Origin of the sequence: Erythrobacter oryzae (assembly GCF_030271515.1) — a bacterium.
Taxonomy (GTDB): domain Bacteria; phylum Pseudomonadota; class Alphaproteobacteria; order Sphingomonadales; family Sphingomonadaceae; genus Erythrobacter; species Erythrobacter oryzae.
Genome location: NZ_JASCXI010000004.1, coordinates 615,441 through 638,384, shown reverse-complemented (window position 1 = coordinate 638,384; position 22,944 = coordinate 615,441). Strand labels below are relative to the sequence as shown.

The following is a 22,944-nucleotide window of genomic DNA, read 5'->3' as shown; positions in this document are numbered from 1 at the left end:
ACAATGGCCTAGCGCGCGGCTCGCTGCGCGGCGGCGTGGCGCGCGAAGACGAAGCGCACCAGCAGCAGCGCCGAGACCGCTCCGAACAGGTTGGCGGCGAGCTCGGCGGTGTAGATCGCGGCGCTCCCCATGCGCGGCTGGAGCACCAGCGCCACCGGCAGCATCACCAGAAACACCCGCGCCACCGATTGCGCCAGCGCGAAGCTCGCCCGGTCGACCGCGTTCATGATCCCGTTGCCGACGATCAGCAGGCCGAAGCCGGCATAGCCCCAGGCGGCGATCTTCAGGTAGAGATCGAACTCACGCACCACCGCGGGATCGTCGGTGAACACCCGCCCGAAGGTCGCCCCCGCAGCCATCATCGCGCCCGCCACGATCAGGCCCCAGACGATGCAGAAGCCGAAGGCATAGCGCACTGCCTCGGCCGCGCGGTCGTCACGCCCCGCGCCCCAGTTCTGCCCGACGATCGCCCCGATCGCGCCCGACAGGCCGAGCAGCGGCACCAGCACGAGGCTCTGCAAGCGCCCCGCCGCGCCGAAGCCCGCCACTGCCGCCTCGCCCTCCAGGGCGATGCGCGAGGTCAGCACCGCCAGTCCCAGCGGGTTGATCGCGTTGGAGAAGGCCGCAGGCAGCCCGACCTTGATGATCGCCCGCGCGGGGTCGATCAGGTCGCAGTTCCGCAGCAGGCCAAGATTGAGCGGCAGCGGCGTCCCGCGCAGCAGCCACAGCGCCATCCCCACCCCCATCGCCCAGCCGATCCCGGTCGCATAGGCCGAGCCCGCGATGCCGAAGCCCTCGAAGCCGAAAGCGCCCGTAATCAAGATCGGATTGAGCACCCAGTTGGCCGAGGCGAAGGCGATCGAAACCGTGCTCGTCCGCCGCGCCTCGCCCTGTCCGCGCAGCACGCCGTTGAAGCCCATGATCGCAAGGCTCAGCGGGAAGGCCATCGCATAGGGGGTCATGTAGGCGTGGATCAGCGGCATGAGATGTGCGGGCGCGTTCATCGCGGCGAAGATCGCGTCGCTCGCGAGCCACAGCGCGAGGCCCATCGCGATCCCGCACAGGCAGGCAAATACGATGCCGAAATTCGCCCGGCGCGCGGCGGTCTCGAGGTTGCCTTCGCCGAGCGCCCGGGCGACCACCGAGTTGATCCCCACCATCACGCCCACGCCCAGCGAGGTGCAGGCGACCGAGACCGGAAAGATGAAGCTGATCGCGGCCAGGGGCTGCGGGCCGAGCTGGCCGACGAAATAGGCGTCGATGATCCCGACTGACATGATCGCCGCCACCCCGACGACGGCGGGCAGCGTCTGGCTGACCAGATGGCCCGGGATGCTGCCGGTGACCAGTTTGGCGGGGGCGGAAGGGGCAGGCGATGTCATGCTTGCGCACGGGCCTAGCGGGCGCTCGCGCGGCTTGCAAAGCATTCCCTCGCCATGCGATAGCAGGGCCAAAGGAACGACGGAGAGGAACCGCGCCATGGCAACCCAGCTCAAGCCCACAATCGAGTGCAGCCCCGAGGAATGGCAGGCGCGCCTCGATCTTGCCGCCTGCTACCGGATCTTCGATCACCTGGGCTGGTCGGAATCGATCTACAACCACATCTCGCTGAAGGTGCCCGGCGAGACCGACACTTTCCTGATCAACCCCTTCGGGCTGCTCTACAGCGAAGTCACGGCGAGCAACCTCGTCAAGATCGACGTCGAGGGCAATAATGTCGGCGGCTCGCCCTACATGGTGAACAAGGCGGGCTTCACCCAGCACGCCTATTTCCACAAGCACCTCGGCGGCCGTGCGGATGCGATCTGCCACGTCCACACGACTGCGACGATGGCGGTGGCGAGCCACAAGGACGGGCTGCTGCCGACCAATTTCTACGCCTGCAACTTCCAGGGCCAGATCGGCTATCACGATTTCGAGGGCGTCACCGTGCGGCCTGAGGAAGGTGAGCGGCTGGTGCAGAACCTCGGCAATCACACCATCCTGATGCTGCGCAACCATGGCCCGGTGGTGATGGACCGCACGATCCAGGGTATGTTCGTCAAGATGTGGGCCTTGCAGCGCGCCTGCGAGATCCAGGTGGCGACGCTGAGCATGGGCGATCCGGTGCTCGTCCCGCAGTCGGTGATCGACGTCCACCAGCGCGACCTGTCGGTGATGCAGGGGCAGGGCGGCGCGGGGCTGTTCGATTTCGAGGCGTGGAAGCGCCGGATCGACAAGATCGACGACAGCTGGCGCAGCTGACCCCGGCAAGGGGGAGGCGCTAGGAGCAACTGCCTGTTTCCTACACGCGGTGAAGCTGGCATGGACGAATCCATGACCCGTTTCGGCCTCTTTTTCCGTGACTTTGACGTGGCCCGTGCGGGGGGCGGTTTTCGCTCTCTGGACAGTGTCTCATGTGTCTCCAACAGCCGCGCTGAAGGGGCCCTGCGATGAGCCGCATGACCGTCAACGAGAGGCCGGTGCAGTTCGACCTCGATCCGCGGATGCCGCTGCTCTACGCGCTGCGCGAGGCGCTGAACCTCACCGGCACAAAGGCCTGCGGGGGCGGGACCGAGTGCTCGGGCGCGTGCATGGTGCTGGTCGACGGGGTGGCCTTGAGGTCATGCGCGATCACGCTCGCCGAAGCGGAAGGCCGGCTGATCACCACCATCGAGGGGCTGAGCCGCGACCGCTCGCACCCCGTGCAGCAGGCGATGGTGGCGCAGCAGGCGGTGCAATGCGGCTATTGCACGCCGGGCATGGTGATATCGCTCGCCGCGCTGCTCCAGCGGAATGCCGCGCCGACGGCGGCGGATATCGAGGCGGCGGTGCCCAACCTGTGCCGCTGCGGGGTCTATCCGCGGATCGTCAAGGTGATCGAACAGGCGGGCCGCATCGCGGCGCGGCAGGAGCGGGTGAGCGCCGCGCCCGCACCGGGCATCGCGCCCGAGGATGCGGCCAAGGCTGTGCCTGCGCTGCGGGTGCCGGGCGAGGGGGAATGAGATGGGCAAGATGAAGGCGACGATCTGGCACAACCCCGCGTGTGGGACGTCGAGGAAGACGCTGGCGATCCTCGAGAGCTTGAGCGGCGTGGAGCTGACGGTGGTCGAGTATCTCAAGGAGCCGCCCACCGCGCGCAAGCTCGCACAGCTCTACCGCGATGCGGGGCTGACGCCGCAGCAGGGGTTGAGGCTGCGCGGGACGGATGCGGCGGAGCGGGGGCTGCCCGAGGCGGATGACGCGACCGTGCTGGCGGCGATGGCGGAACAGCCGATCCTGATCGAGCGCCCGCTGGTGGAGACCGAGAAGGGGGTGCGCCTGTGCCGCCCTCAGGATCGGGTCTTGGAGATACTCTAGCGTCGTTCGGTGGTAAGATCCCGATCCGCCTGGAGCTTGAACCAACCATGCAACAGCACCACGGCGCACAGGGCAACGATCAGCCCGAAGCCGAGCCAGTCTGAGTGGCCATATAGCCACACGCCCAGCGCCGGGGCGTAGATGTAGGAGGCTCCGGCAAGGCTGGCGACGATGCCTGAGGCCTGCCCCTGCTCGGTGCGGGTCACGGCGAGCGAGGTGCCGGCGGTGGTCCCCGGGCGGAACAGGCCGAAGCCGAGCGAGGCGATGGCATAGCCGAGGGCGATCAGGTGGAGGTCGCCCGCCACGGCGAGGATGGCGGTGCCGATCGCGGCGGCGGTGATGCCCCACAGGGTCGCCGCCCGCGGGCCGAGGTCGAAGCGCGGGATCAGGCCCCACTGCGCGAGCAGGGTCGCTATCGCCCCGCTCATCAGGACGAGCCCGATGGGCCCGGCGCCCGCATCGGGGGTGTCGCGCAGGGCGAGGCGGTCGAGCACGAGGAAGCCGGCGATGCCCTGCACCATCGCCTGCGCATGGCCGCCGACGAGCCCGGCGAAGACCCATGGCCTGAGGCGCGGGTCGCGCCAGCTGAGGCGGGGCGGGTCGGTGTCGGCGGCCGCGGCGGCGTCCTCGGCCTCGCTGGTCTCGCCCGGATCGGCGGGCGCTCCCGAGGCGCTGGCGTAGGGGGCGGCCTGGCCTCGGGCGGCGAAGCGCGGCTCGTCATCGGGCAGGCGCAGCCGCAGCAGGACGAGCGCGACGACGCCGATGGCGGCGAAGGCGATAAAGGGTCCGGTCAGCCCCAGCCCGAGGAACGGCACCACCATCAGCGGTGCCAGCGCCGGGCCGATGACCGTGCCGAGCCCGAAGCTCGAGGCGATCAGCGAGAGCGCCTGGGTGCGGGTGGCTCTCGGGGTGCGCGAGGCGACGTAGGCCTGCACCGCCGGAGGTGCAGCGCTCCCGAAGCCGCCGTAGAGGCTCCGCGCGGCGGCGAACAGGATGAGTGTCCAGAAAGCGGTGAGCCAGCCCGACAGCCCCGCCCACAAGGCCGCGCCGCACAGCACGAAGGAGGTGATGAAGCCCGAGAGCCCCAGCGCCATCATCGCCTTCCTGCCCCGCTTGTCCGACCGCCTTGCCCAGAACGGGGCGCACACCACCCAAAGGAGCGCCGACCACGAATAGGCAAGGCTGATCCACACGTCCTCGACCTTCAGCGCGGTGCCGATCGAGGGCATCACCGACTGCATCGCGGTGTTGCCCGCCGCCGTCACCAGCATCACCATGAACAGCAGTGCCATGCGCGAGGGCGGGATCGCCCCGGCCTCGGGGGCGGAAGCGGGTGCAGCGGTGCGGGTCAGGTCGGGATCGGTCTCGGCCATCGCTCTTGCGCGCTGCTGCCTACTCGAACAGCGCGGCCTCGCGCTCGGGCGAGGGACCGGCAAGCTGCCGGTAGATCGCCACGGTCACGACGAGGAACAGTACGGTCAGCAGCGCATTGATCAGCGCGTCGATCACGCCGCCGCCGATCAGCGCCACCGCCTCCCCCATCGCCGACAGCACGAGGCTGAGCGTGCCCCCGACCAGCAGCGCGATGATCCCGAAGACCACCACCAGCAGCAGCACGAACAGCAGGATGCGCAGCGAGTTGCCCTTGGTCAGCTGCCACGAACGCCCCAGCGCGGCGAGCGGGTTCATCCGGCCCTCGATCGCGATCACCGGCCCCGTCAGCGACAGCTTGACGATGACGTAGAGGATCGCCACCAGCGCCACCAGCAACGCCAGCAGCCCCACCGCCACCCCGCCGAAGGCCGAGAGCACGCCGACCGGAATGCCGATCGCCAGCGACGCGCCGAGCACGGTGAGAAGCTGCGCGGCGAGATAACTCGGCAGGCTCCGCACGCCGGTGCGCAGCGCCTCGCCCACGGTCGGGTTGGCGCGGTCGGTGAGCAGTGCGAAGAGGCTCATCGAGCCGATCACCTGCACCGCCGTCAGCGCCAGCAGCAGCGGCCAGTTCTCGGCGTAGATGGTGGAGATCTGGTCGAGCATCGCCCGGAACGCGACCTCGGGATCGGCACCGGGCGCGGGCTGCGGCGGGTTGGCGAGGCCGGGCAGCAGCAGGCTGCTCGCCAGCGCGGGGAGGAAGAAGAACAGCCCGGCAATCGCGCTGATGGTGTCGCGATTGGCGCCCATCAGGCCGGTCGCCTGCGTCCAGGCGGTTCCCATGTCGAGCTTGCGGTGTTGCATCGCGGATCCCTTCGTGACGCGAGGCCCATTTCGCCTCTTGATCTCGCCGCTCAATGCCCCCACCGCTGCGCCATGGCAAGCACTGCTCCCGCCGCGCGCGGCACATTCCCGATCGAATGGCGGCGCGAGAGCGCACCGGTGGCCTATGCCACCGCGCTCGCAGAGATGGAGGCGCGCAATGCCGCCGTGTTCGCGGGCGAAGCGGCGGAGCTGGTATGGCTCCTCGAGCATCCCCCGGTCTACACCGCCGGCACCAGCGCGGACCCGGCCGAGCTGGTCGACCCGCGCTTCGAGGTGGTCGAGGCCGGGCGCGGCGGGCGCTACACCTATCACGGGCCGGGCCAGCGGGTGGGCTATCTGGTGCTGAACCTTGCGGAGCGCGGGAAAGACGTGCGCTGCTTCGTCCACGCGATCGAGGGCTGGGTGATCGCCACGCTCGCACGCTTCGGCGTGGAGAGCTGGCGCGCCGAGGGCCGCGTCGGCATCTGGACCCGCGACATTGACGGCTCCGAGGCCAAGATCGGCGCGATCGGCGTGCGGGTGCGGCGCTGGGTGACGATGCACGGTTTTTCGGTGAACCTCGACCCCGACCTCAGCCACTTCGGCGGGATCGTCCCCTGCGGCATCGCCGAATATGGCGTCACCAGCTTGGCGCGGCTGGGCCTGAACGTCTCTGCCGAGGAATGGGACGAGGCGCTGATCGCAACCTCGGCGGATTTCCTTGACGCGCTGGACGCCGCCGCCAAAAGGGCGTGCCGATGAAACGCCTAGCGCTCCTTGCCCTGCCCCTCGCACTCGCCGCCTGCGAGCAGCAGGCTGCCGACGCCCCTGCCGAGCAGGGCGGCGCGGCCTCGGGCGAGGTGCTTCCCGGATCGATCTCGGACGCGATGATCCCGCTCGAACAGCTCGATTCGCAAGCCCCGCTCGCCCCGCGTCAGGTCCGCACCACGGGCGAGGACATCGACGCCGAGCAGCCCGAAGTCACCCCGATGGAAGGCATCGAGGGCGCGCCTGCTCCGGCTGACGCTCCGGCCGCGCCTGCGGCACCGGCTCCGGCCGAGTAATCTGTCATGCCACTCCCGCCGTCACCCCGTGCTTGACACGGGGCTCGGCTTTTCTTCTTGCCCGGGAGTGAAACAAAGGAGCCAAGCCCCGTGTCAAGCACGGGGTGACGAGGTGGGGAACATCCGCAATGCGGTTAAAAGCCCCCCGGCAGCGCCCGATGCGAACGCTGCCGGGGAAGCAAAATCACTCCGCCGCTTCGGCCTGTTCTTCGGCGAGCGTCGGGTAGTCGGTGTAGCCCTGCGGGATCGGGAAGTACCAGCTTTTGGGCACGTCCTTGTTGGGGTTCCAATGCGCGCCCGCCGCGATGCGCTTGTCGAGATCGGGGTTCGAGATATAGGGGCGGCCGAAGCTCACCGCGTCGCACTTGCCGCTTTCGACGTCGGCGACCGCTTCCTCGGCGGTGTAGTCGCTGTTGAGGATCAGCTTGCCGGTGTAGATCTGGCGGATCAGCGGGCTCTGCTTGGGGACGTCGGTCTGGCCGAAGGTGCCATTGGGGCCCGGCTCGCGCAGTTCGACGAAGGCGAGGCCGAGTTCCTCGCACACCTTCGCCGCCGCGCCGAAGGTCGCGGGCGGGTTGCTGTCATCCGTCCCTTGCGAATCGCCATTGGGCGAGAGGCGGATGCCGACGCGGTCCGCGCCCCAGACGTCGACCAGCGCTTCCAGAACCTCGCGCATGAAGCGGGTGCGGTTCTCCGGCGAGCCGCCGTATTCGTCGGTGCGCAGGTTGGTCTTGTCGCGCAGGAACTGGTCGACGAGGTAGCCATTCGCGCCGTGGAGCTGCACCCCGTCGAAACCGGCCTTCTTGGCGTTCTCGGCGGCGCGGCGGTAGTCGGCGATGGTGCGCTTGATGTCCTCGTGGGTCATCTCGCGGGCGACGGCATAGGGCTGCTTGCCGGTCGGGGTGTGCGCTTCGCCGGGAGCCTGCGTGGCGCTCGCCGAGAAGGGCGGCTGGCCGTCGAGGAACACGGGGTGGACGATGCGCCCCATGTGCCACAGCTGCATGACGATGAGGCCGCCTTCCTCGTGCACGGCCTTGGTGGTGGCCTTCCACGCCTCGGTCTGCTCGTCCGACCAGATGCCCGGCGCGCTCGGCCAGCCGAGGCCCTCGCGGCTGATGCCGGTCGCTTCGGTGAGGATCATCCCTGCGCCTGCGCGCTGGCGGTAATAGGTCGCCATCAGTTCGTTGGGGACGAACATCGGCTCCGCGGCGCGCCCGCGGGTGAGCGGGGCCATGTGGATGCGGTTCTTGGCATGGAGCGCGCCCATCTGGAGCGGCTGGAACAGGACGTCGTGCATGTGTGGGTAATCCTTCCGGACCGGTTTCGATTGGCTATCCACTTGGGGGCAGCGGGGCTAGGGCGCAAGCATGGAAAATGAGGATGGGCCCCAAGAAGAAGTTGCCGTGCAGCCCGCGCGCCCGGCGGCGTGGCTGCTGCTGTTCGCGCTGTTCGGCGGCAATGTCGCGCTCGCGATCGGGCCGTGGTTCGTGCGGGTGGCCGACACCGGCCCGGTCGCGGCGGGGTTCTGGCGGCTGTTCCTGGCGCTGCCCTTCATGGTGGTGCTCGCGCGCGCGAACCGCCAGCGGCTGACGGGTATCCCGGCGGGGACGCTGGCGCTGGTGGCGCTGGGGGCGGTGACCTTCGCGCTCGATCTGGCGAGCTGGCACATCGGGATCGCCATGACGCGGATCGGCAATGCGACTCTGTTCGGCAATGCGGGCTCGATCGTGCTCCTGTTCTGGGGCTTCATCGTCCACCGCGTGGTTCCGGGGCGACTGGAGGCGCTGGCGATCGTCTTTGCGTTGGGCGGCGCGGCGATCCTGATGGGGCGCAGCCTCGAGATCAGCCACGAGACGCTGATCGGCGACCTGTTCAGCGTGGCCGCGGGGCTGCTCTATGCGGTCTACCTGCTGACGCTCCAGAACGCGCGCGGTGCCTTCGGGTCGTGGAGCCTGCTGGTGTGGGTGAGCGTCTTCGGCGCGCCGGTGCTGCTGGTGATCGCGCTGGCGCTGGGCGAGCCGGTGTGGCCGCAGGCGTGGGGGCCGATCATCGGGCTGTTCGTGCTGAGCCAGCTGGTGGGGCAGGGGTTGATGGTGTTCTCGCTGAAGTATTTCCCGCCGCTGGTGGTGGGCCTCGCCCTGCTGACCCAGCCGGTGGTGGCGTCGCTCTACGGCTGGCTGGTGTTCGGCGAGGTGCTGAGCGGGCTGGATATTGCCGGGATGGTGCTGGTGGGCGCGGCGCTGGCGGTGGCGCGGGCCAAGGCCTAGCGCGCGCAGGGCGGCAAGCTTGCGATCATCGGCCGCATTGCAGCCATGCGCTCCGCTTCGGAAAAACTGACCCGCGCGCCGATCGTGGCGACTAGGCCGTGCCATTGCCAGAAGCGCACATTGTCAGGGTAGCCCGCGATATGGGCCTGAACCGCGCGGATGAAGGCCCGGTCCGCGACACGATCAAGCCGCTTTGCATCGGGGCGGGACAGGCAGGACCAGACCGGCCGCGCCAGAGCGCCCTCGTCCACCGCGTCGCGCACCCGCAGGCTCGCCCACAGCGCGAAGAAGAAGGCGGCCAGCACTAGCCCGCCAGCGACCCATCCGGTCAGCCGCAGGAGGCGCGCCACGCGGTCAATCCCCGCTGAAATGCACCTTCCCCAGATCGCCCATCCCGACAGTCCCGCTCGCCATTTCGAGCATCCGGTCGAGGCTGCGCTTGGCCTTGAGGCGGATGCCTTCCTCGATCTCGATCTGCGGCTCCAAATCCCGCAGCGCCACGTAGAGCTTCTCCATCGTGTTCAGCGCCATGTAGGGGCAGATGTTGCACGAGCAGTTGCCGTCCGCGCCCGGCGCGCCGATGAAGGTCTTGTCGGGCAGGGCCTTCTGCATCTGGTGGATGATGTGCGGCTCGGTCGCGACGATCAGGGTGTCGCCGGGGAAGGTCTTGGCGAAGGAGAGGATACCGCTGGTCGAGCCGACATAGTCCGCGTGGTCGATGATTGTCGGCGGGCATTCGGGGTGTGCGGCGATGGGCGCGCCGGGGTATTGCTCCTTGAGCTTGAGGAGTTCGGTCTCGGAGAAGGCCTCGTGGACGATGCACACGCCGGGCCACAGCAGCATCTCGCGGTTGAATTTGCGGGAGAGATAGCCGCCGAGGTGCCGGTCGGGGCCGAAGATGATCTTCTGCTCCGGCGGGATTTGGGCAAGGATAGTCTCGGCGCTGGAGCTCGTCACGATGACATCGGAGAGCGCCTTCACCTCGGTCGAACAGTTGATGTAGGTCAGCGCGATGTGATCGGGGTGGGCCTCGCGGAAGGCGCGGAATTTCTCGGGCGGGCAGGAGTCCTCGAGGCTGCACCCGGCGTCCATGTCGGGCAGGATCACGGTCTTCTGCGGCGAGAGGATCTTCGCCGTGTCGGCCATGAACTTGACCCCGCAGAAGGCGATCACGTCGGCGTCCGTGGCCGCCGCCTTGCGCGACAATTCGAGGCTGTCGCCTACGAAGTCGGCGATGTCCTGGATGTCGGGCGTCTGGTAATAATGCGCCAGGATCACCGCGTTGCGCTCTTTCCGCAAGCGGTCGATCTCGGCGAGCAGGTCGGCGCCGGTGGGGTTGCGGGTCAGCAGGCTCATGGTCGGGTTCCCCGTAATCGCATCGAGCCGCCGATATAGGCGCTGGCCCGCGATTATCGAGCGAAAACCGTCAGCCGCCGAAGCCCGGCGGGAGGAAGGGCGCCATCGGCCGCTCGGCCCCCGGGGTGCCCGCCACCAGCCACTCGGTGATGGCGATGCCCAGCGCCGAATGCGCGATCAGCATCGATGCCGCGAACACCGCGATATACAGGCCGAAACCCCGCGCATAGGCCGGATGCACGCGGCCATCGCGCCGCCAGTCGGCAAACATCCCGATCAGCGGGAAGAGCCACGTCACAGCGATCGAAATCTGCCAGGCATAGGGGATCATCAGCGGTGCAGGCAGGATCCGCCCGAGGCCGGGCCCCGTCAGGATGCTCATCGCCACCAGCATCAGCCGCCGGTGCCAGCCCTGATGCCGCCGCACCCTCAGCGCCCAGAACGTCAGAATGCCGAAGGTGTAGAGCAGCATCGTGTTGCTGATCACGAATTCGTTCATGCCGAAGAAGAACGGCCCCCCGCGCGACTGCGCCGAGTGCACCATCACCGCCGTGCCCGCGACCATCATCACCGGAATGAAGCCATAGGCCGCCTTCCCCAGCTGCCGGTGCAGCGCGACATTGCCGCTCGCGATGCTGATCGCCTGCGCCGCATAGAGCCCCAGCCACGCCATGAAGACCATGCCGTGGGCGTGGACCGTCACCGGCTCGGCAAAGCTCGACCTGCCGAGCGCAAGATTGAGCGCAAAGCCCGAAACGGTCGCGGCGCACATGACCAGCGCCATGACCATGAAGAAGCGCGTGTCGCCGGAGCGCTCGGTGCGCGGTGCTGCTGCTGTCGCCATGCGATGATCCCCCATATCGCTATCTCGCGAGGTTTGATCATGAAACCGCGCGGGCCGCAAGCCGCCGTATCAGTAGCGGCACAGCCCTTCGCAGCCCGTGTCCGCCAGCGCGGTCTTGAGCAGCTGCGTGGTCTCCAGCACGCCGGCGTCCTGCGTCGGCGGCAGCGCCTCGAGCTTCGCCGCGAGATCGGCGCGCATCTGCGGCGTCAGCACCCCGGCGAGCGGCGCGGCGACCTCGGCGACATAGGCGATGACCCGCGCCCTGTTGGCGGGGGTGGTGGCCGGTTCGCGCAGCACGATCATGAAGCCCAAGAGCGCCTGCGTGCCGCCGCGCCGCATCCCGTCGGCCCCTTTCAGCCGGGCGGGCGTGAGCTCGGCCTCGGGCAGCTCGGCGAGGAAGGCGGTGATCGCGGGAAAGTGCTTGACCATGCAGCGCATCCCGCCGCCCGCCAGCACCGTGATCGCGTCGGGGTAGCGCGCGGCGTTGCGCGATTGCAGCGCCACCACCTTGGCCGTCAGCACCTGCAATTCGGCAGGCGTGGGCGGCGGGGAGCCGGGCGGGCGGGCCATCGCCGAAACCCCGTCGAGCCCGTGGCGCACCGACAGGCGGTTGACCGCCTCGCACACGCTTTCGAAGGTCGCGAAGCCATCGACCGGGAAGGCCGGGGTGCCCAGCACGTCGAGCGCGCGCTCGATCACTGCAAGGTCGGCGGCGTTGGCGGCCTGATCGGTGGTCGCGATCTCCGGCCCGGTCTCGATCGTACCGAGCCGCGCGCTTAGCGAGGCGACGGCGCGGGCGAAGTCTGCGGGGGTGGAGTCCTGCGCCATCGCGGGCGCCGCGGCGAAGGCGGCGAGCGCTGCGGCCAGCGCGGGTTTGAGAGTGCGAAGAAGCATCAGCCTTGAACTCCTGTCTGCCAGACACCCTCGGACAGCCGCGCAAGGCCGCGCTTCTCTAGGTCGATGAGGTGCGCGGTGACGCTCATCTCGGCCGCCCCGATCAGGCGCGGGTCGAGGCCCTTGTACATCTCGGGGATGAACCCGCTGACGGGCCGCGCCTGTTCGCCCAGCAGGCGCAGGATCTGGTTCTCGCGCTGGCGGCGGTGGCCGATCATGCCGCGCACCAGCTGCCTGGGCTTGTCGATCGCCGCGCCGTGGGCGGAGTGGTAGACCCGGTCCTCGCGCGCCATCAGCTTTTCCAGGCTCGCCATGTAGTCGCCCATGTCGCCATCGGGCGGGATGACGACGCTGGTCGACCAGCCCATGACGTGGTCGCCGGTGAAGAGGGCGCCGCTCTCTTCGAGCGCGAAGCACAGGTGGTTCGAGGTGTGCCCCGGCGTGGCGACGGCGGTGAGTGTCCAGCCGGTGCCGCGCATCCCCTCGCCGTCGACCAGAACGCGGTCGGGGGCATAGGTCGGGTCGAAGGCTTCGTCCGAGCGGGGGCCGGCGACTTGCAGCATCAAGGGCGCGCAGCCGACGATCGGCGCACCGGTCTGCGCCGCCAGAGGCGCTGCGGCGGGCGAGTGGTCGCGGTGGGTGTGGGTGCACATGATCGCGAGGATCTTGCGGCTGCCCACCGCGGCGAGGATCGCGGCGATGTGGTCGGCCTCGTCCGGCCCGGGGTCGATCACCGCGCAGTCGGGCCCGTCGGCCATCCCCACCACATAGGTCTGGGTGCCGGTGAAGGTATAGGGCGAGGGATTGGGCGCCAGCACGCGCTTGACCAGCGGCTCGACGTCCTCGGCAAGGCCGGTCGGCCAGGGCTGTGGGGGGATGGTGACCATGCGCCCCATTTGGGCCTGTCGCGGGCAGACAGCAAGTCACTTGCCCACCCCTAACCCCTCCCGCAAGCGGGAGGGGGACTTACCTCCCCTCCCGCTTGCGTGAGGGGCTGGGGGTGGGCCTGCACGACATCTCGACTTCCCGCGCGCGCTCCGGCTAGGAGACGGGAAAAGAGAGAGGGTTCCCCATGTCCGACTACATCCTCGTGCTCGACGAAGGCACGACCTCCACCCGCGCGATGCTGTTCGCCTCCGACGGCGTGCTGGTCGCCTCGGCGCAGGAGCCGCTGACGCAGCATTACCCGCAGAGCGGCTGGGTCGAGCATGACCCGCGCGAGATCTGGGACAAGACGCTCGCCTGTGCGCAGAACATCCTCCCCAAGGCGGGCGGGGCGGCGATGATCGCCTGCATCGGCATCACCAACCAGCGCGAGACTGTGGTGGCGTGGGACCGCGCGACCGGCGAGCCGCTCACCAATGCGATCGTCTGGCAGGACCGCCGCACCGAGCCCTTCTGCATGGCCCTGCGAGAGGCGGGCCACGAGGCGGGGGTGCAGGAGCGCACCGGACTGCTGCTCGACCCCTATTTCTCGGGCACCAAGATGCGCTGGATGCTCGACAATGTGCCGGAAGTGCGCGCGGCGGCGGAGAAGGGCACGCTTGCCTTCGGGACGGTCGAGAGCTGGCTGGTCTACAAGCTCACTGGCGGTGCGGCGCACATCACCGATGCGAGCAACGCCAGCCGCACGCTGCTGATGGGGCTCGAGGACGCGCAGTTCGACGAGGGGCTTTGCGACCTGTTCGGCGTCCCGCGCGCGGCGCTTCCCGGGGTGGTCGACACCTCGGGGCCGCTCGCGATGACCGACGCGTCGCTGTTCGGCCGCGCGATCCCGATCACCGGCCTTGCGGGCGACCAGCAGGCCGCGACCGTTGGGCAGGGGTGCCTCGCGCCCGGCCAGACCAAGGCGACCTATGGCACCGGCGCCTTCGTGCTGACCTGTCAGGGGAGCCGCATCCCGCGCTCGAAGAACCGGTTGCTCGGGACGGTGCTGACCCAGCTCGATGGCCAGCGCACCTATGCCATCGAGGGCTCGGTCTTCGTCGCGGGGAGCCTTGTGCAGTGGTTGCGGGATTCGCTCGGGATCGTCGAGGTCGCCTCCGAGACCGAGGCGCTGGCGCGCTCGATCCCCGACAGCGGCGGCGTGGTGATCGTGCCCGCGCTGGCGGGCCTCGGGGCGCCGCACTGGCGGGCCGAGGCAAGGGGCGTGATCGCGGGGCTCTCCTTCGCCAGCGGCAAGGCCGAGCTGGCGCGCGCGGCGCTCGAGGCGATGGCGCACCAGACCCACGACCTCGCCGAAGCCTTCGCGGCAGATGGCGCGCCGTGGCAGACGCTCAGGATCGACGGCGGGATGGCGGCCAACGACTGGATGGCGCAGGACTTGGCCGACGTGCTGGGGGTGACGGTCGAGCGCCCCGGCTTCGTCGAGACGACCGCGCTGGGCGCGGCGATGCTCGCGGCGGCGGGGGCGGGGCTCTATCCCGACCTTGCGAGCGCGTGCCAGACGATGCGCGGGCGGCTGGCGACCTTCGAACCGGCGATGGCGGATGAGGTCAGGGACGCGCGGCTGGCGGCGTGGAAGAAGGCGCTGGGGGCGAGTTGAGCCCCAGTCCCTCCCCGTTCCGCAGGAATGGGGAGGTGGCACCGCGAAGCGGTGACGGGGAGGTAAGGCCGCGACGGAGCTACCCCTCCGTCAGCCGCCTGCGGCGTCTGCCACCTCCCCATTCGCGGGGCGAACGGGGAGGGACTTGGGTCTAACCCAACCGCCCCAATTCCCGCCCGATGCGGTCCTGAAACGCCCGCGCCGGGGAGGCGATCTCGAAGTGTCCGCGCCATGCCTCGTCCAGCCGGGCGATGCGCTGGTGGAGCTTCTCGGTGTCGGCGATCAGTTCGCGGGTCTCGGGCTCGAGCAGCGCGAGCTGCGTCTCGTCCGAAGCACGGTCCGGCGGCAGCGCGCCGTGGAGGCGCACCTGGTTCTCGGTCAGCTCGCCCGAGAACAGCGCGCGCTGGTTGAGGAGCCATGCGAGGATATGCATCATCCGCGTGGTGGTCTTGAGCCCCTCGGTCGAGAGCGCGAGGCGCACGAAGGCATCCTCGCTCGCAATCGGCTCGCGCACGCCCGCGGCAAACACCGCACGCACCTCGTCGGCGAGGACCAGCGCTTCGGTGTAGAGCGCCTCGATGATCGGGCGCGAGAGATTGGTGGTGCGAGCCATGGCGCACGGGTTTACGCGCGGGCGGGGCGGGCCGCCATACGACTATGGTTACTTTCCAAGCAATTTTCGCATCCGTCCCTTCCGGGAACAGAATTGACGGTTGGGTAACCATAGGTGCGGGTGCAAGTCCCTCCCCGTCCAGCAGGGATGGGGAGGTGGCAGCCCGCAGGGCTGACGGAGGGGTCTAGTGCGGCCGGCGGGACATTACCCCTCCGTCACCGCTTCGCGGCGACACCTCCCCATTCGCTTGCGAACGGGGAGGGACTCACTATCACGCAATGATATCGGGCAGCAGCGTGTCCTCGATGATCGCGATCTGGTCCTTGAGGCGCAGCTTGCGCTTCTTCAGGCGCGCGATCTGGAGCATGTCGGCCGACATCGACCCGCGCGCCGCCTCGGTCAGGGCGGCGATCGCGGCGTCGAGGTCGCGGTGCTCGGTCTTGAGCAATTCGAGCTTTTTCCTGAGCTCCTGCTCGGTCATCTGTAGCCCCTGATCCTTCCTCGGCCCCAATGCAGCGTCCCGCTACGCGTTCCCGACGGATTTGGGTAGAGGCTTCGCGATTGCGCCGCGTCCCGCACGCGTCGCCGCATTCCGCCCCGTAGATGCGGCGTAAGGATTCATCAGGGCTTTGCATCCTAGCTTCCTTGTGGTTCTTTCGAACCTGCGGCCCGGCCGCACCGTCGGCCGAGTCGCCTGCCCGGGGGCATCCCCCCGCTTTGACAGGAGAACGCCATATGGCATCGACCGCAGTGTCCTCGCACCTCAACGCCCTCCAGACCAAGCACGCCGGCCTCGAAGCCCGTCTGCGCGACGAACTGGCCCGGCCCGTGCCCGACACCGCGACGATCCAGCTCCTCAAGAAGCAGAAGCTGCGATTGAAAGAGGAAATCGCCGGGGTCTGACCGGCCCGATCGGGGCGGGGCGGCGATAAGCGGCTTTTGCATTTGCCGGGCGGTTTGATACACCGCTCGGGACATGACCGCCGCAGCCGCCGCCCGCCAGATCCTGCTCCGCCTCACCGAGGTCATGGCCTCGCGCATGCACGCGCAGGCCAAGCTCGACCAGGTCGTCGAGATCATCGGCGAATGCCTGTCGAGCGAGGTCTGCTCGATCTACCTGCTGCGCGAGGGGATGCTCGAACTCTTCGCCACCCGCGGCCTCAACCAGAGCGCGGTGCACGTCACCCGCATGGCGATCGGCGAGGGGCTGACCGGCGCCATCGCGCAGAAGGTCGAGACGCTGAACCTCGCCGAGGCCAAGGCGCACCCCGACTTCCAGTACCGCCCCGAAACCGGCGAGGAAAAGTTCCACTCCTTCGCCGGCGTCCCCATCGTCTACCGCGAGCGCGCGGTGGGCGTGCTGTGCGTCCAGCACGTCGAGCCGCGCCGCTATGAAGAGGTCGAGATCGAGGCGCTCCAGACCACCGCGATGGTGCTCTCCGAACTGATCGCCAATGCCGAGCTGATCGACGAGGAACAGGCCCTCGGCCTCACCGCCGAACAGTCCGGGCCGCAGACGCTCACCGGCCTCACGCTGGTCAAGGGCCTGGGGGCGGGGATTGCCGTCTACCACCAGCCGCGGGTCGAGATCACCCAGGTCATGGCCGAGGACATCGAGGCCGAGCGTCAGCGCGTCTACCGCGCCTTCGACCGGATGCGCGAGCAGATCGACAGCCTTGCGAGCCAGGCCGAGTTCGGCGTCGGCGGCGAGCACGAGGAGGTGCTCGAGACCTACAAGATGTTCGCCTATGATGAAGGCTGGTCGCGGCGCATCAACGAGGCGATCGACTCAGGCCTCACCGCCGAGGCCGCGATCGAGCGCGTCCAGCAGCACACCCGGATGCGGATGCGCGAGATCGACGATCCGCTGCTCGCCGACCGGATGCACGATCTGGAGGACCTCGCGAACCGATTGCTGCGGATCGTCGCTGGGCGCTTCGGCACGGCGGCCTCGCAGGGGCTGCGCAAGGATTCGATCCTGATCGCGCGCAACCTCGGCCCGGCCGAACTGCTCGAATACGACAAGCGCCGGCTGAAGGGCGTGATTCTGGAAGAAGGCTCGCTCACCGCGCATGTGGTGATCGTGGCGCGGGCGATGAACGTCCCCGTCATCGGCCGCACGAAAGGCGTGCGCACCACGATCCGCGAGGGCGACGAGATCCTGCTCGATGCCACCGCAGGCAATGCCATCATCCGCCCCCTCCCGCAGGTCGCCGACGCCTTCCAGGCGCGCTTCGCCAAGAGCCGCGAGAAGCAGGCGCAATATGCGGCCCTCAAGGATGTCGAGCCCTTCACCCGCTGCGGCACGCGCATTCAGGTGATGATGAATGCGGGCCTGCGCGACGACATGAGCGCGCTCGGCCTCACCGGCGCGGACGGGGTGGGGCTGTTCCGCACCGAGTTCCAGTTCCTCGTCAGCGCCACCCTCCCGCAGCGCGAGCGCCAGACGCGGCTCTACCGCGACGTGCTCGATGCGGCGGGCGACAAGCCGGTGATCTTCCGCACGGTCGACATCGGCGGCGACAAGTCGGTGCCCTATCTCGCCAGCGAGATCGCCGCGCAGGACGAGAACCCGGCGATGGGCTGGCGCGCGCTGCGGCTGGCGCTGGAGCGCGAAGGCCTGATGAAGATCCAGGCGCGCTCGCTGCTCGAGGCGGCGGCGGGGCGCTCGCTTTATGTCATGTTCCCGATGGTCTCCGAACCGTGGGAGTTCGATGCCGCCAAGCAGGTGTTCGACGAACAGCTCGCCTTCCTGCGCGCGCAGAAGAAGCTGCTGCCCGAGCGCATCCACTTCGGCGCGATGCTGGAAGTGCCCGCGCTCGCCGAGGTGCTCGACATGCTGCTGCCGCGCCTCAGCTTCCTGTCGATCGGGACCAATGACCTCACGCAATTCCTGTTCGCCGCCGACCGGGCGAACCCCAAGCTGGCCGAGCGTTACGACTGGCTCAGCCCCTCGATCCTCAGGTTCCTGCGCCGGGTGATGCAGACGAGCGTCGGCAGCGGGGTCGATATCGGCGTGTGCGGCGAGATGGGCGGTCGCCGGCTCGAGGCGCTGGCGCTGCTCGGCATCGGCTATCGCCGCCTCTCGATCACGCCCGCGGCGGTGGGCCCGATCAAGGAACTGGTGCGCAAGGTCGACCTCGCCGAGCTGACCGCGGCGATGAACGGCTGGCTGCTCAGCCCGCAAGGCAGCTTGCGCGACGAGCTCGCCGCATGGGCCGCGGCGCGCGACATCGAGTATGATTGAGGCCGGCTTGCGGAGAAGCGTGGCCCCGGTGCGGCAGCGTGCTATGGGGATGCTTGACAGGACGCACCCGAGCGGGTGAGTCCCGCAGCGAGCCACACACACATCACTCTCACACGACGCCTCGGCAAGAAGGCGCGGGACCCGGGTCATATGGACAGCGAAGAATTGAGCAGCGCCCCCGATGCGCCCCGGTCGCCCGCAGGCCCCGGTGCGACCCTGCGTGCCGCACGCGAGGCGAAGCGGCTGGAGCTGTCGCATATCGCCGCCGAAACCCGCATCCCGCTGCGCCATCTCGAAGCGATCGAGGACGACAATTTCGAGAGCCTGCCGAGCCGCGCTTATGCGATCGGCTTTTCGCGCACCTATGCCAAGGCGGTGGGGCTCGACGATGTCGCGATCACCGATGCGGTGCGCGCCGAGCTCGCCGATGGGTCGATGCACCGCGCGGCGGTGCCGGGCGGGATGGAGCCCGGCGATCCGGCGCGCCTGCCCTCGGCGGGCCTCGCCTGGGCGGCGGCGGCAGCGGTGGTGATCCTCGCGCTCGGCATCTTCGCCTTTGCCGGCACATATTTCGGCGCGGGCACCGGCCCGGGCTCGCTGCTGGCTCCCGAGCCCGCGGCAACTGTGGCGGCCAAGCCCGCCGCCGCGCCGGCCGCAGCGCCTGCCCCCAGCGGCCCGGTGGTGCTCACCGCGCTCGAGGACGGGATCTGGGTGCGGCTCTATGAAGAGGGCGGCGAGCGGCTGACCGAGCGCACGCTGAAGCTCGGCGAGACGATCGAGGTGCCGGTGACGGCGAAGGACCCGCGCATCAACACCGGGCGGCCCGACGCGCTGTCGGTGACGATCGGCGGGCAGGCGGTGGCCAAGCTCTCCGACCAGCCCGTGACGATCTCGGGCGTGCCGGTTTCGGCTGCCGCATTGGCCGCGCGCGGGACCGCGACCCCGGCGGCTGAGGGGACCCCCGCAGCGACTGCCCCAGGAACCGGTGGCGCGGCACAGAGCGCGCCGCAGGCGGCGCGTCGGCCTGCGTCCCGGCCCTCTGCAGCCAGCACTGCGGCCGCACCGGCGGGCGAAGCGGCGGCGGCTCCGGCGGCCAGCGCGCCCGCTCCTGCCGCAGAACCCGCAGCTCCGGCAGGCCGTTAACCGATTTCCCGTTGATTAGGGGCGCGCGCGGGGTCGACTTGCACCGCGGCGCGCGGCTAGATTCGGTTAACGTTCATGTGCTGCCCGCCACTTGGGAGCAGAAATAGCCAGGGAACCTGACGCACCATGACCACCTCCGCCAAGAACCTCTCCCTGCGCCTTGCGGCTGCCGCGCTGATCGGCGGCACCGCGGCGAGCTTCGGGAGCATCGCGCTGCCCGTCGCCGCGCAGGAGACCCCGGCCGCCGCCGAGGCGCGCCTCAAGAAGATCGAGGCCGAGGTCCGCGCGTTGCAGCGCAAGGTCTTCCCGGGCGGTGACGGCAAGTTCTTCGAGCCGCAGATCACGCCCGGCACGCAAGGGGCCGCGCAGACCCCTGCGCCCACCACCGGCGGGGTGCCCGCCGCGACTGCGGTGACGGACATCCTCGTGCGGATCGATGCACTCGAAGCGCAGCTCCAGCGGCTGACCGCGCGCAGCGAGGAGCAGGCCAACGCGCTCGCCCAGCTCGAGCTGCGGCTGGCGGCGCTCGAGACCAAGGCCGATACGCCGCTGCCCGATGCCGGCACCGGCGCTGCCGCGCCCGCGATCCAGCCTGCCGCGACGCTGACCAGTGCCGGGACGGGAACGACGACCCAGTCGGGGGGCGCGCCTGCCACCACCACCCGTCCGCCCGTCCAGACCCCACCCCCCGCGGCCACCACCGCCGCGACCGTCGCCGCGCCGAGCCCCTCGCGCCTTGCCGCGGTGCAGGCGATCACCAAACCGCAGACGGCCGACGCGGGCGACGACGAATATTCCTACGGCTTCCGCCTGTGGAACGCGGGCTTCTTCCCCGAGGCGCGCCAGCAGCTCACGAAATATGTCGAGCAGTACCCGACCCACTCCAAGATCAGCTACGGGCGCAACCTCTTGGGCCGCGCCTTCCTCGACGACAAGATGCCCGAGGATGCGGCGCGCTGGTTCCTCAAGAACTACCAGGCCAACAAGGCCGGCGAGCGCGCGCCCGACAGCCTGCTCTATCTCGGCGCGTCGATGGTGGCGATGAAGGACACCAAGCGCGCCTGCATCGCGCTCGCCGAATTTGCCGAGACCTACCCGCTGGTCGCGGCAGGCCGCCTCGCGACCGAGTACCAGACCACCCGCGCGAAGGTGAAGTGCAGCTGAGCGACCACGCGGCGCGCTTCGCTGCCGATCTGGCGGCGCTGTGGCCCGAGGAGGAGCGCGAGGGGCGCGCGCTGGGCCTCGCGGTCTCGGGCGGGCCGGACAGCCTCGCGCTGCTGCTGCTCGCCAACGCGGCGCTGCCCGGGCGGATCGCGGTCGCGAGCGTCGATCATGGCCTGCGCCCCGAAGCTGCCGACGAGGTCGCGCTGGTCGGGCGGATCGCGGCGGAGCGGGGCATTCCTTTCACCGCGCTCAAGGTCGACCTCGCCCCCGGTAATGTCCTCGCCGAGGCGCGCTCGGCCCGCTACGCGGCCCTTGCGCGCTGGGCGGGGGAGGCGGGCCTCGGCGCCGTCGCCACCGCGCACCATGCCGACGATCAGGCCGAGACGCTGCTGATGCGGCTGAACCGCGGCAGCGGGCTCGCGGGCCTCGCCGGAGTGCGGCCGCACACGCGGATCGAGGCCACCGACGTTTCGCTGCTGCGCCCTCTCCTGGGCTGGCGCAAGGCGGAGTTGGCGGCGGTCGTCGCGGCGGCAGGCATCGTGGCTGTGCAAGACCCCTCCAACACCAACCCCGCCTTCGACCGCGCCCGCATCCGCGCAGGGCTAGCCGGGGCCGAGTGGCTCGACCCGGTGCAGATCGCCGCGAGCGCCGCGCATATCGCCGAAGGGTGGCAGGCGCTCGAATGGTATGCCGAACTCGACTGGCACGAGATGGTGCTGCGCGAGGAGAGCGACGGCGGCGCGCCCGGCTTCTCCTACTGCGCCAACGTGCCGCGCGTGATCGCGATCGAGACGATCCTGCGCATCATCCGCGAACTCGGCGGCCACGCCACCCGCACCGAGGCCGCCCGCGCGTGGGAGCGGCTGTGGGCGGGCGAGAACGCCTCGCTGGGCGGGGTGCTGGCAGTGCCGGGGGTGGAGAAGGTCGAGAAGGTCGGCGTCCCGATGCGCGTCTGGCGCTTCCGGCCGGAGCCTGCGCGGGGCTCGGTAAACTAAGTCCCTCCCCGTCCCGAAGGGATGGGGAGGTGGGCGCGCGTCAGCGCGGTCGGAGGGGTAAGCGGCGACGGATTGACCCCTCCGTCAGCCCTGCGGGCTGCCACCTCCCCATTCCGTTGGAACGGGGAGGGACTTTCACTAGAGAATCTTATCGCCCAGCCCGACCATCCGCCCCCGTGTGATGATCACCTTGTCGCCGCGCTTGGCGGCCGCGAACAGCTTGGCGGCGAAGTCGTCGGGCACGCCGATGCAGCCGTGGCTGGCATAGCCGTTCATCACCGGCGAGCCGTGGATCGCGATCCCGTCCCAGGTCAGCCGCAGCGTCCAGGGCATCGGCGCGTTGGCGTATTTCTCGGAGACGTTGTTGCGCTCCTTGGTGAGTATGGGGAAGGTGCCGAGCGGGGTCGGGTGCTCCTGCGTGCCGACCAGCACCACCGCGGTGCCGATCTCGTGGCCGTCGCGAAAGGCGCTGATGACGCGCGCTTCCAAGTCGACGGTGATGACCAGCGGGCCGGTCGCGGGCGCGGCGCTTTCGTCCCAGTACCAGTCGCCATAGCGGAAGGCGCCCTCGACCGGGAGGATCGACTTGATGACGAAGCCGCCGGAAGCCTTCGGCTTGGGGGCGGGGGCGAGCGCGGCGGGCTCGGCCGCCGGAGCGGGGGCCGGGGCCTGCTCGGGCAAGTCCTGCACCACCGGCATCGCAATCATCCGCACCGCCGGCCCGCGCGGGGCGTCGGCGTCGGCATCGGCCACGGCTTCCACTTCAGCGGCGATGGCGGGCGCGGGGGCGGGGACGTCGGCCGCAGCCGCAGCGGCAGCCTCGGCGGCGCGTTCGGGCGAGAGCGGCGGGAGGCCGGCATAGGTCGCTGCGGCATCGTCGGCGGCAGGCATCTGGCTGTCGGGATCGATCTCCTCGAAGGTCCCCGTTGCGCGCGCAGCGACCGCCTCGGCGGCATCGGCGGCGCGATCGGTTGATTGCGCAAAAGCGGCGACTTGCAGCGCGATGACCGCGAGGAGAAAGGCAATGATCCGGACCATGGCGCGGAATATGCCGCGCGGGGGCGTAAGTTTCCAGCGCTTAACCGCGCGGCGTCCCTTGCGGGGACGGGCGGGGGGGAGGGGTTAACGGGGGTGGCTCTCGTGCCCACCCCTAGCCCCTCCCGCAAGCGGGAGGGGGACTGTTGGCGCTGATACTCCCCTCCCGCCTGCCCCCGGGTCAAGCCCGGGGCGGGTAT

The 22,944-nt window shown here is 69.7% G+C and carries 24 protein-coding genes; 12 read left to right on the top strand and 12 right to left on the bottom strand.

The features are described 5' to 3' along the window. Nucleotides 1–8: 8 nt before the first annotated feature. Nucleotides 9–1,382, bottom strand: a complete 1,374-nt coding sequence (locus PFX90_RS15625) for an MATE family efflux transporter (RefSeq protein WP_285713561.1) — start codon at nucleotides 1,380–1,382, stop codon at nucleotides 9–11. A gap of 97 nt (nucleotides 1,383–1,479) precedes the next feature. Here PFX90_RS15625 and PFX90_RS15620 point away from each other — a divergent pair, with 97 nt between their 5' ends. From PFX90_RS15620 to PFX90_RS15610, 3 genes are all read left to right on the top strand, one after another. Continuing rightward, nucleotides 1,480–2,244 (top strand): class II aldolase/adducin family protein, encoded by a 765-nt coding sequence (locus PFX90_RS15620; RefSeq protein WP_285713560.1) that lies wholly within the window; start codon nucleotides 1,480–1,482, stop codon nucleotides 2,242–2,244. A gap of 188 nt (nucleotides 2,245–2,432) precedes the next feature. Continuing rightward, nucleotides 2,433–2,984, top strand: a complete 552-nt coding sequence (locus tag PFX90_RS15615; RefSeq protein ID WP_285713559.1) for a (2Fe-2S)-binding protein — start codon at nucleotides 2,433–2,435, stop codon at nucleotides 2,982–2,984. Nucleotides 2,985–2,994: 10 nt separating this feature from the next. Further along, the gene (locus PFX90_RS15610) at nucleotides 2,995–3,339 is read left to right on the top strand and encodes an arsenate reductase family protein (protein ID WP_285713611.1); all 345 of its coding nucleotides are present in this window, start codon (nucleotides 2,995–2,997) and stop codon (nucleotides 3,337–3,339) included. Here PFX90_RS15610 and PFX90_RS15605 read toward each other — a convergent pair. Together PFX90_RS15605 and PFX90_RS15600 are read right to left on the bottom strand one after the other, a co-directional pair. Next, on the bottom strand, nucleotides 3,336–4,712 hold the full coding sequence (locus tag PFX90_RS15605; RefSeq protein WP_285713558.1) for an MFS transporter: 1,377 nt from the start codon (nucleotides 4,710–4,712) through the stop codon (nucleotides 3,336–3,338). The two genes, PFX90_RS15610 and PFX90_RS15605, sit on opposite strands and share 4 nt — an antisense overlap. A 19-nt stretch (nucleotides 4,713–4,731) precedes the next feature. Beyond that, nucleotides 4,732–5,577: a DUF7847 domain-containing protein gene (locus PFX90_RS15600; RefSeq protein WP_285713557.1), complete on the bottom strand. Its 846-nt coding sequence runs from the start codon at nucleotides 5,575–5,577 to the stop codon at nucleotides 4,732–4,734. 72 nt (nucleotides 5,578–5,649) lie between these two features. Between PFX90_RS15600 and lipB the strand changes: the two genes are divergently transcribed. Both lipB and PFX90_RS15590 read left to right on the top strand, forming a co-directional pair. After that, complete coding sequence (gene lipB, locus PFX90_RS15595; protein WP_285713556.1) at nucleotides 5,650–6,339, top strand: lipoyl(octanoyl) transferase LipB; 690 nt, start codon at nucleotides 5,650–5,652, stop codon at nucleotides 6,337–6,339. Beyond that, complete coding sequence (locus PFX90_RS15590; RefSeq protein ID WP_285713555.1) at nucleotides 6,336–6,641, top strand: hypothetical protein; 306 nt, start codon at nucleotides 6,336–6,338, stop codon at nucleotides 6,639–6,641. The genes lipB and PFX90_RS15590 overlap by 4 nt, the downstream gene beginning before the upstream one ends. Nucleotides 6,642–6,825: 184 nt before the next feature. On the opposite strand, the gene PFX90_RS15585 is transcribed toward PFX90_RS15590, so the two are convergent. Further along, on the bottom strand, nucleotides 6,826–7,938 hold the full coding sequence (locus tag PFX90_RS15585; protein WP_285713554.1) for an alkene reductase: 1,113 nt from the start codon (nucleotides 7,936–7,938) through the stop codon (nucleotides 6,826–6,828). A 70-nt stretch (nucleotides 7,939–8,008) separates the two neighbouring features. Here PFX90_RS15585 and PFX90_RS15580 point away from each other — a divergent pair, with 70 nt between their 5' ends. Continuing rightward, nucleotides 8,009–8,908: a DMT family transporter gene (locus PFX90_RS15580; RefSeq protein WP_285713552.1), complete on the top strand. Its 900-nt coding sequence runs from the start codon at nucleotides 8,009–8,011 to the stop codon at nucleotides 8,906–8,908. On the opposite strand, the gene PFX90_RS15575 is transcribed toward PFX90_RS15580, so the two are convergent. The 5 genes from PFX90_RS15575 to PFX90_RS15555 all read right to left on the bottom strand — a co-directional run bounded on the left by PFX90_RS15575 (nucleotide 8,905) and on the right by PFX90_RS15555 (nucleotide 12,889). Next, nucleotides 8,905–9,258, bottom strand: coding sequence for a hypothetical protein (locus PFX90_RS15575; RefSeq protein WP_285713551.1), 354 nt, complete (start codon nucleotides 9,256–9,258; stop codon nucleotides 8,905–8,907). The two genes, PFX90_RS15580 and PFX90_RS15575, sit on opposite strands and share 4 nt — an antisense overlap. Before the next feature lie 4 nt (nucleotides 9,259–9,262). After that, on the bottom strand, nucleotides 9,263–10,264 hold the full coding sequence (gene nadA, locus PFX90_RS15570; RefSeq protein ID WP_285713548.1) for a quinolinate synthase NadA: 1,002 nt from the start codon (nucleotides 10,262–10,264) through the stop codon (nucleotides 9,263–9,265). 70 nt (nucleotides 10,265–10,334) lie between these two features. Continuing rightward, the gene (locus PFX90_RS15565) at nucleotides 10,335–11,108 is read right to left on the bottom strand and encodes a hypothetical protein (RefSeq protein ID WP_285713546.1); all 774 of its coding nucleotides are present in this window, start codon (nucleotides 11,106–11,108) and stop codon (nucleotides 10,335–10,337) included. 69 nt (nucleotides 11,109–11,177) lie between these two features. Beyond that, the gene (locus PFX90_RS15560) at nucleotides 11,178–12,002 is read right to left on the bottom strand and encodes a hypothetical protein (protein WP_285713545.1); all 825 of its coding nucleotides are present in this window, start codon (nucleotides 12,000–12,002) and stop codon (nucleotides 11,178–11,180) included. Then, nucleotides 12,002–12,889, bottom strand: coding sequence for an MBL fold metallo-hydrolase (locus tag PFX90_RS15555; RefSeq protein WP_285713544.1), 888 nt, complete (start codon nucleotides 12,887–12,889; stop codon nucleotides 12,002–12,004). Before PFX90_RS15555 ends, PFX90_RS15560 begins: the two co-directional genes overlap by 1 nt. A gap of 185 nt (nucleotides 12,890–13,074) precedes the next feature. On the opposite strand from PFX90_RS15555, the gene glpK reads away from it, so the two are divergent. Further along, nucleotides 13,075–14,547 carry a glycerol kinase GlpK gene (gene glpK, locus PFX90_RS15550; RefSeq protein WP_285713543.1) on the top strand — a complete coding sequence of 491 codons (1,473 nt, stop codon included), beginning with the start codon at nucleotides 13,075–13,077 and terminating at the stop codon, nucleotides 14,545–14,547. A 151-nt stretch (nucleotides 14,548–14,698) separates the two neighbouring features. On the opposite strand, the gene PFX90_RS15545 is transcribed toward glpK, so the two are convergent. Beyond that, nucleotides 14,699–15,160 (bottom strand): DUF1465 family protein, encoded by a 462-nt coding sequence (locus PFX90_RS15545; protein ID WP_285713541.1) that lies wholly within the window; start codon nucleotides 15,158–15,160, stop codon nucleotides 14,699–14,701. A 271-nt stretch (nucleotides 15,161–15,431) separates the two neighbouring features. Then, nucleotides 15,432–15,641 carry a DUF465 domain-containing protein gene (locus PFX90_RS15540; RefSeq protein ID WP_285713540.1) on the bottom strand — a complete coding sequence of 70 codons (210 nt, stop codon included), beginning with the start codon at nucleotides 15,639–15,641 and terminating at the stop codon, nucleotides 15,432–15,434. A gap of 254 nt (nucleotides 15,642–15,895) precedes the next feature. Between PFX90_RS15540 and PFX90_RS15535 the strand changes: the two genes are divergently transcribed. The 5 genes from PFX90_RS15535 (at nucleotide 15,896) to tilS (ending at nucleotide 21,709) form a co-directional block, all read left to right on the top strand. Beyond that, on the top strand, nucleotides 15,896–16,063 hold the full coding sequence (locus tag PFX90_RS15535; protein ID WP_285713538.1) for a DUF465 domain-containing protein: 168 nt from the start codon (nucleotides 15,896–15,898) through the stop codon (nucleotides 16,061–16,063). Nucleotides 16,064–16,136: 73 nt separating this feature from the next. Beyond that, nucleotides 16,137–18,407 carry a phosphoenolpyruvate--protein phosphotransferase gene (ptsP, locus tag PFX90_RS15530; RefSeq protein WP_285713536.1) on the top strand — a complete coding sequence of 757 codons (2,271 nt, stop codon included), beginning with the start codon at nucleotides 16,137–16,139 and terminating at the stop codon, nucleotides 18,405–18,407. Nucleotides 18,408–18,557: 150 nt separating this feature from the next. Continuing rightward, nucleotides 18,558–19,550, top strand: a complete 993-nt coding sequence (locus tag PFX90_RS15525) for a helix-turn-helix domain-containing protein (RefSeq protein ID WP_285713534.1) — start codon at nucleotides 18,558–18,560, stop codon at nucleotides 19,548–19,550. Between the two features lie 126 nt (nucleotides 19,551–19,676). Continuing rightward, on the top strand, nucleotides 19,677–20,714 hold the full coding sequence (locus tag PFX90_RS15520) for a tetratricopeptide repeat protein (RefSeq protein ID WP_285713533.1): 1,038 nt from the start codon (nucleotides 19,677–19,679) through the stop codon (nucleotides 20,712–20,714). Beyond that, nucleotides 20,705–21,709: a tRNA lysidine(34) synthetase TilS gene (tilS, locus tag PFX90_RS15515; protein ID WP_285713532.1), complete on the top strand. Its 1,005-nt coding sequence runs from the start codon at nucleotides 20,705–20,707 to the stop codon at nucleotides 21,707–21,709. The genes PFX90_RS15520 and tilS overlap by 10 nt, the downstream gene beginning before the upstream one ends. A 138-nt stretch (nucleotides 21,710–21,847) precedes the next feature. On the opposite strand, the gene PFX90_RS15510 is transcribed toward tilS, so the two are convergent. After that, complete coding sequence (locus PFX90_RS15510; RefSeq protein WP_285713529.1) at nucleotides 21,848–22,747, bottom strand: L,D-transpeptidase family protein; 900 nt, start codon at nucleotides 22,745–22,747, stop codon at nucleotides 21,848–21,850. Nucleotides 22,748–22,944 lie beyond the last annotated feature (197 nt).

Bases quoted from the DNA above. Each gene is read 5' to 3' on its own strand.
- PFX90_RS15625 (WP_285713561.1), bottom strand. From the start codon at position 1,382: ATGACATCGCCTGCCCCTTCCGCCCCCGCCAAACTGGTCACCGGCAGC.
- PFX90_RS15620 (WP_285713560.1), top strand. From the start codon at position 1,480: ATGGCAACCCAGCTCAAGCCCACAATCGAGTGCAGCCCCGAGGAATGG.
- PFX90_RS15615 (WP_285713559.1), top strand. From the start codon at position 2,433: ATGAGCCGCATGACCGTCAACGAGAGGCCGGTGCAGTTCGACCTCGAT.
- PFX90_RS15610 (WP_285713611.1), top strand. From the start codon at position 2,995: ATGAAGGCGACGATCTGGCACAACCCCGCGTGTGGGACGTCGAGGAAG.
- PFX90_RS15605 (WP_285713558.1), bottom strand. From the start codon at position 4,712: ATGGCCGAGACCGATCCCGACCTGACCCGCACCGCTGCACCCGCTTCC.
- PFX90_RS15600 (WP_285713557.1), bottom strand. From the start codon at position 5,577: ATGCAACACCGCAAGCTCGACATGGGAACCGCCTGGACGCAGGCGACC.
- lipB (WP_285713556.1), top strand. From the start codon at position 5,650: ATGGCAAGCACTGCTCCCGCCGCGCGCGGCACATTCCCGATCGAATGG.
- PFX90_RS15590 (WP_285713555.1), top strand. From the start codon at position 6,336: ATGAAACGCCTAGCGCTCCTTGCCCTGCCCCTCGCACTCGCCGCCTGC.
- PFX90_RS15585 (WP_285713554.1), bottom strand. From the start codon at position 7,938: ATGCACGACGTCCTGTTCCAGCCGCTCCAGATGGGCGCGCTCCATGCC.
- PFX90_RS15580 (WP_285713552.1), top strand. From the start codon at position 8,009: ATGGAAAATGAGGATGGGCCCCAAGAAGAAGTTGCCGTGCAGCCCGCG.
- nadA (WP_285713548.1), bottom strand. From the start codon at position 10,264: ATGAGCCTGCTGACCCGCAACCCCACCGGCGCCGACCTGCTCGCCGAG.
- PFX90_RS15565 (WP_285713546.1), bottom strand. From the start codon at position 11,108: ATGGCGACAGCAGCAGCACCGCGCACCGAGCGCTCCGGCGACACGCGC.
- PFX90_RS15560 (WP_285713545.1), bottom strand. From the start codon at position 12,002: ATGCTTCTTCGCACTCTCAAACCCGCGCTGGCCGCAGCGCTCGCCGCC.
- PFX90_RS15555 (WP_285713544.1), bottom strand. From the start codon at position 12,889: ATGGTCACCATCCCCCCACAGCCCTGGCCGACCGGCCTTGCCGAGGAC.
- glpK (WP_285713543.1), top strand. From the start codon at position 13,075: ATGTCCGACTACATCCTCGTGCTCGACGAAGGCACGACCTCCACCCGC.
- PFX90_RS15545 (WP_285713541.1), bottom strand. From the start codon at position 15,160: ATGGCTCGCACCACCAATCTCTCGCGCCCGATCATCGAGGCGCTCTAC.
- PFX90_RS15540 (WP_285713540.1), bottom strand. From the start codon at position 15,641: ATGACCGAGCAGGAGCTCAGGAAAAAGCTCGAATTGCTCAAGACCGAG.
- PFX90_RS15535 (WP_285713538.1), top strand. From the start codon at position 15,896: ATGGCATCGACCGCAGTGTCCTCGCACCTCAACGCCCTCCAGACCAAG.
- ptsP (WP_285713536.1), top strand. From the start codon at position 16,137: ATGACCGCCGCAGCCGCCGCCCGCCAGATCCTGCTCCGCCTCACCGAG.
- PFX90_RS15525 (WP_285713534.1), top strand. From the start codon at position 18,558: ATGGACAGCGAAGAATTGAGCAGCGCCCCCGATGCGCCCCGGTCGCCC.
- PFX90_RS15520 (WP_285713533.1), top strand. From the start codon at position 19,677: ATGACCACCTCCGCCAAGAACCTCTCCCTGCGCCTTGCGGCTGCCGCG.
- PFX90_RS15510 (WP_285713529.1), bottom strand. From the start codon at position 22,747: ATGGTCCGGATCATTGCCTTTCTCCTCGCGGTCATCGCGCTGCAAGTC.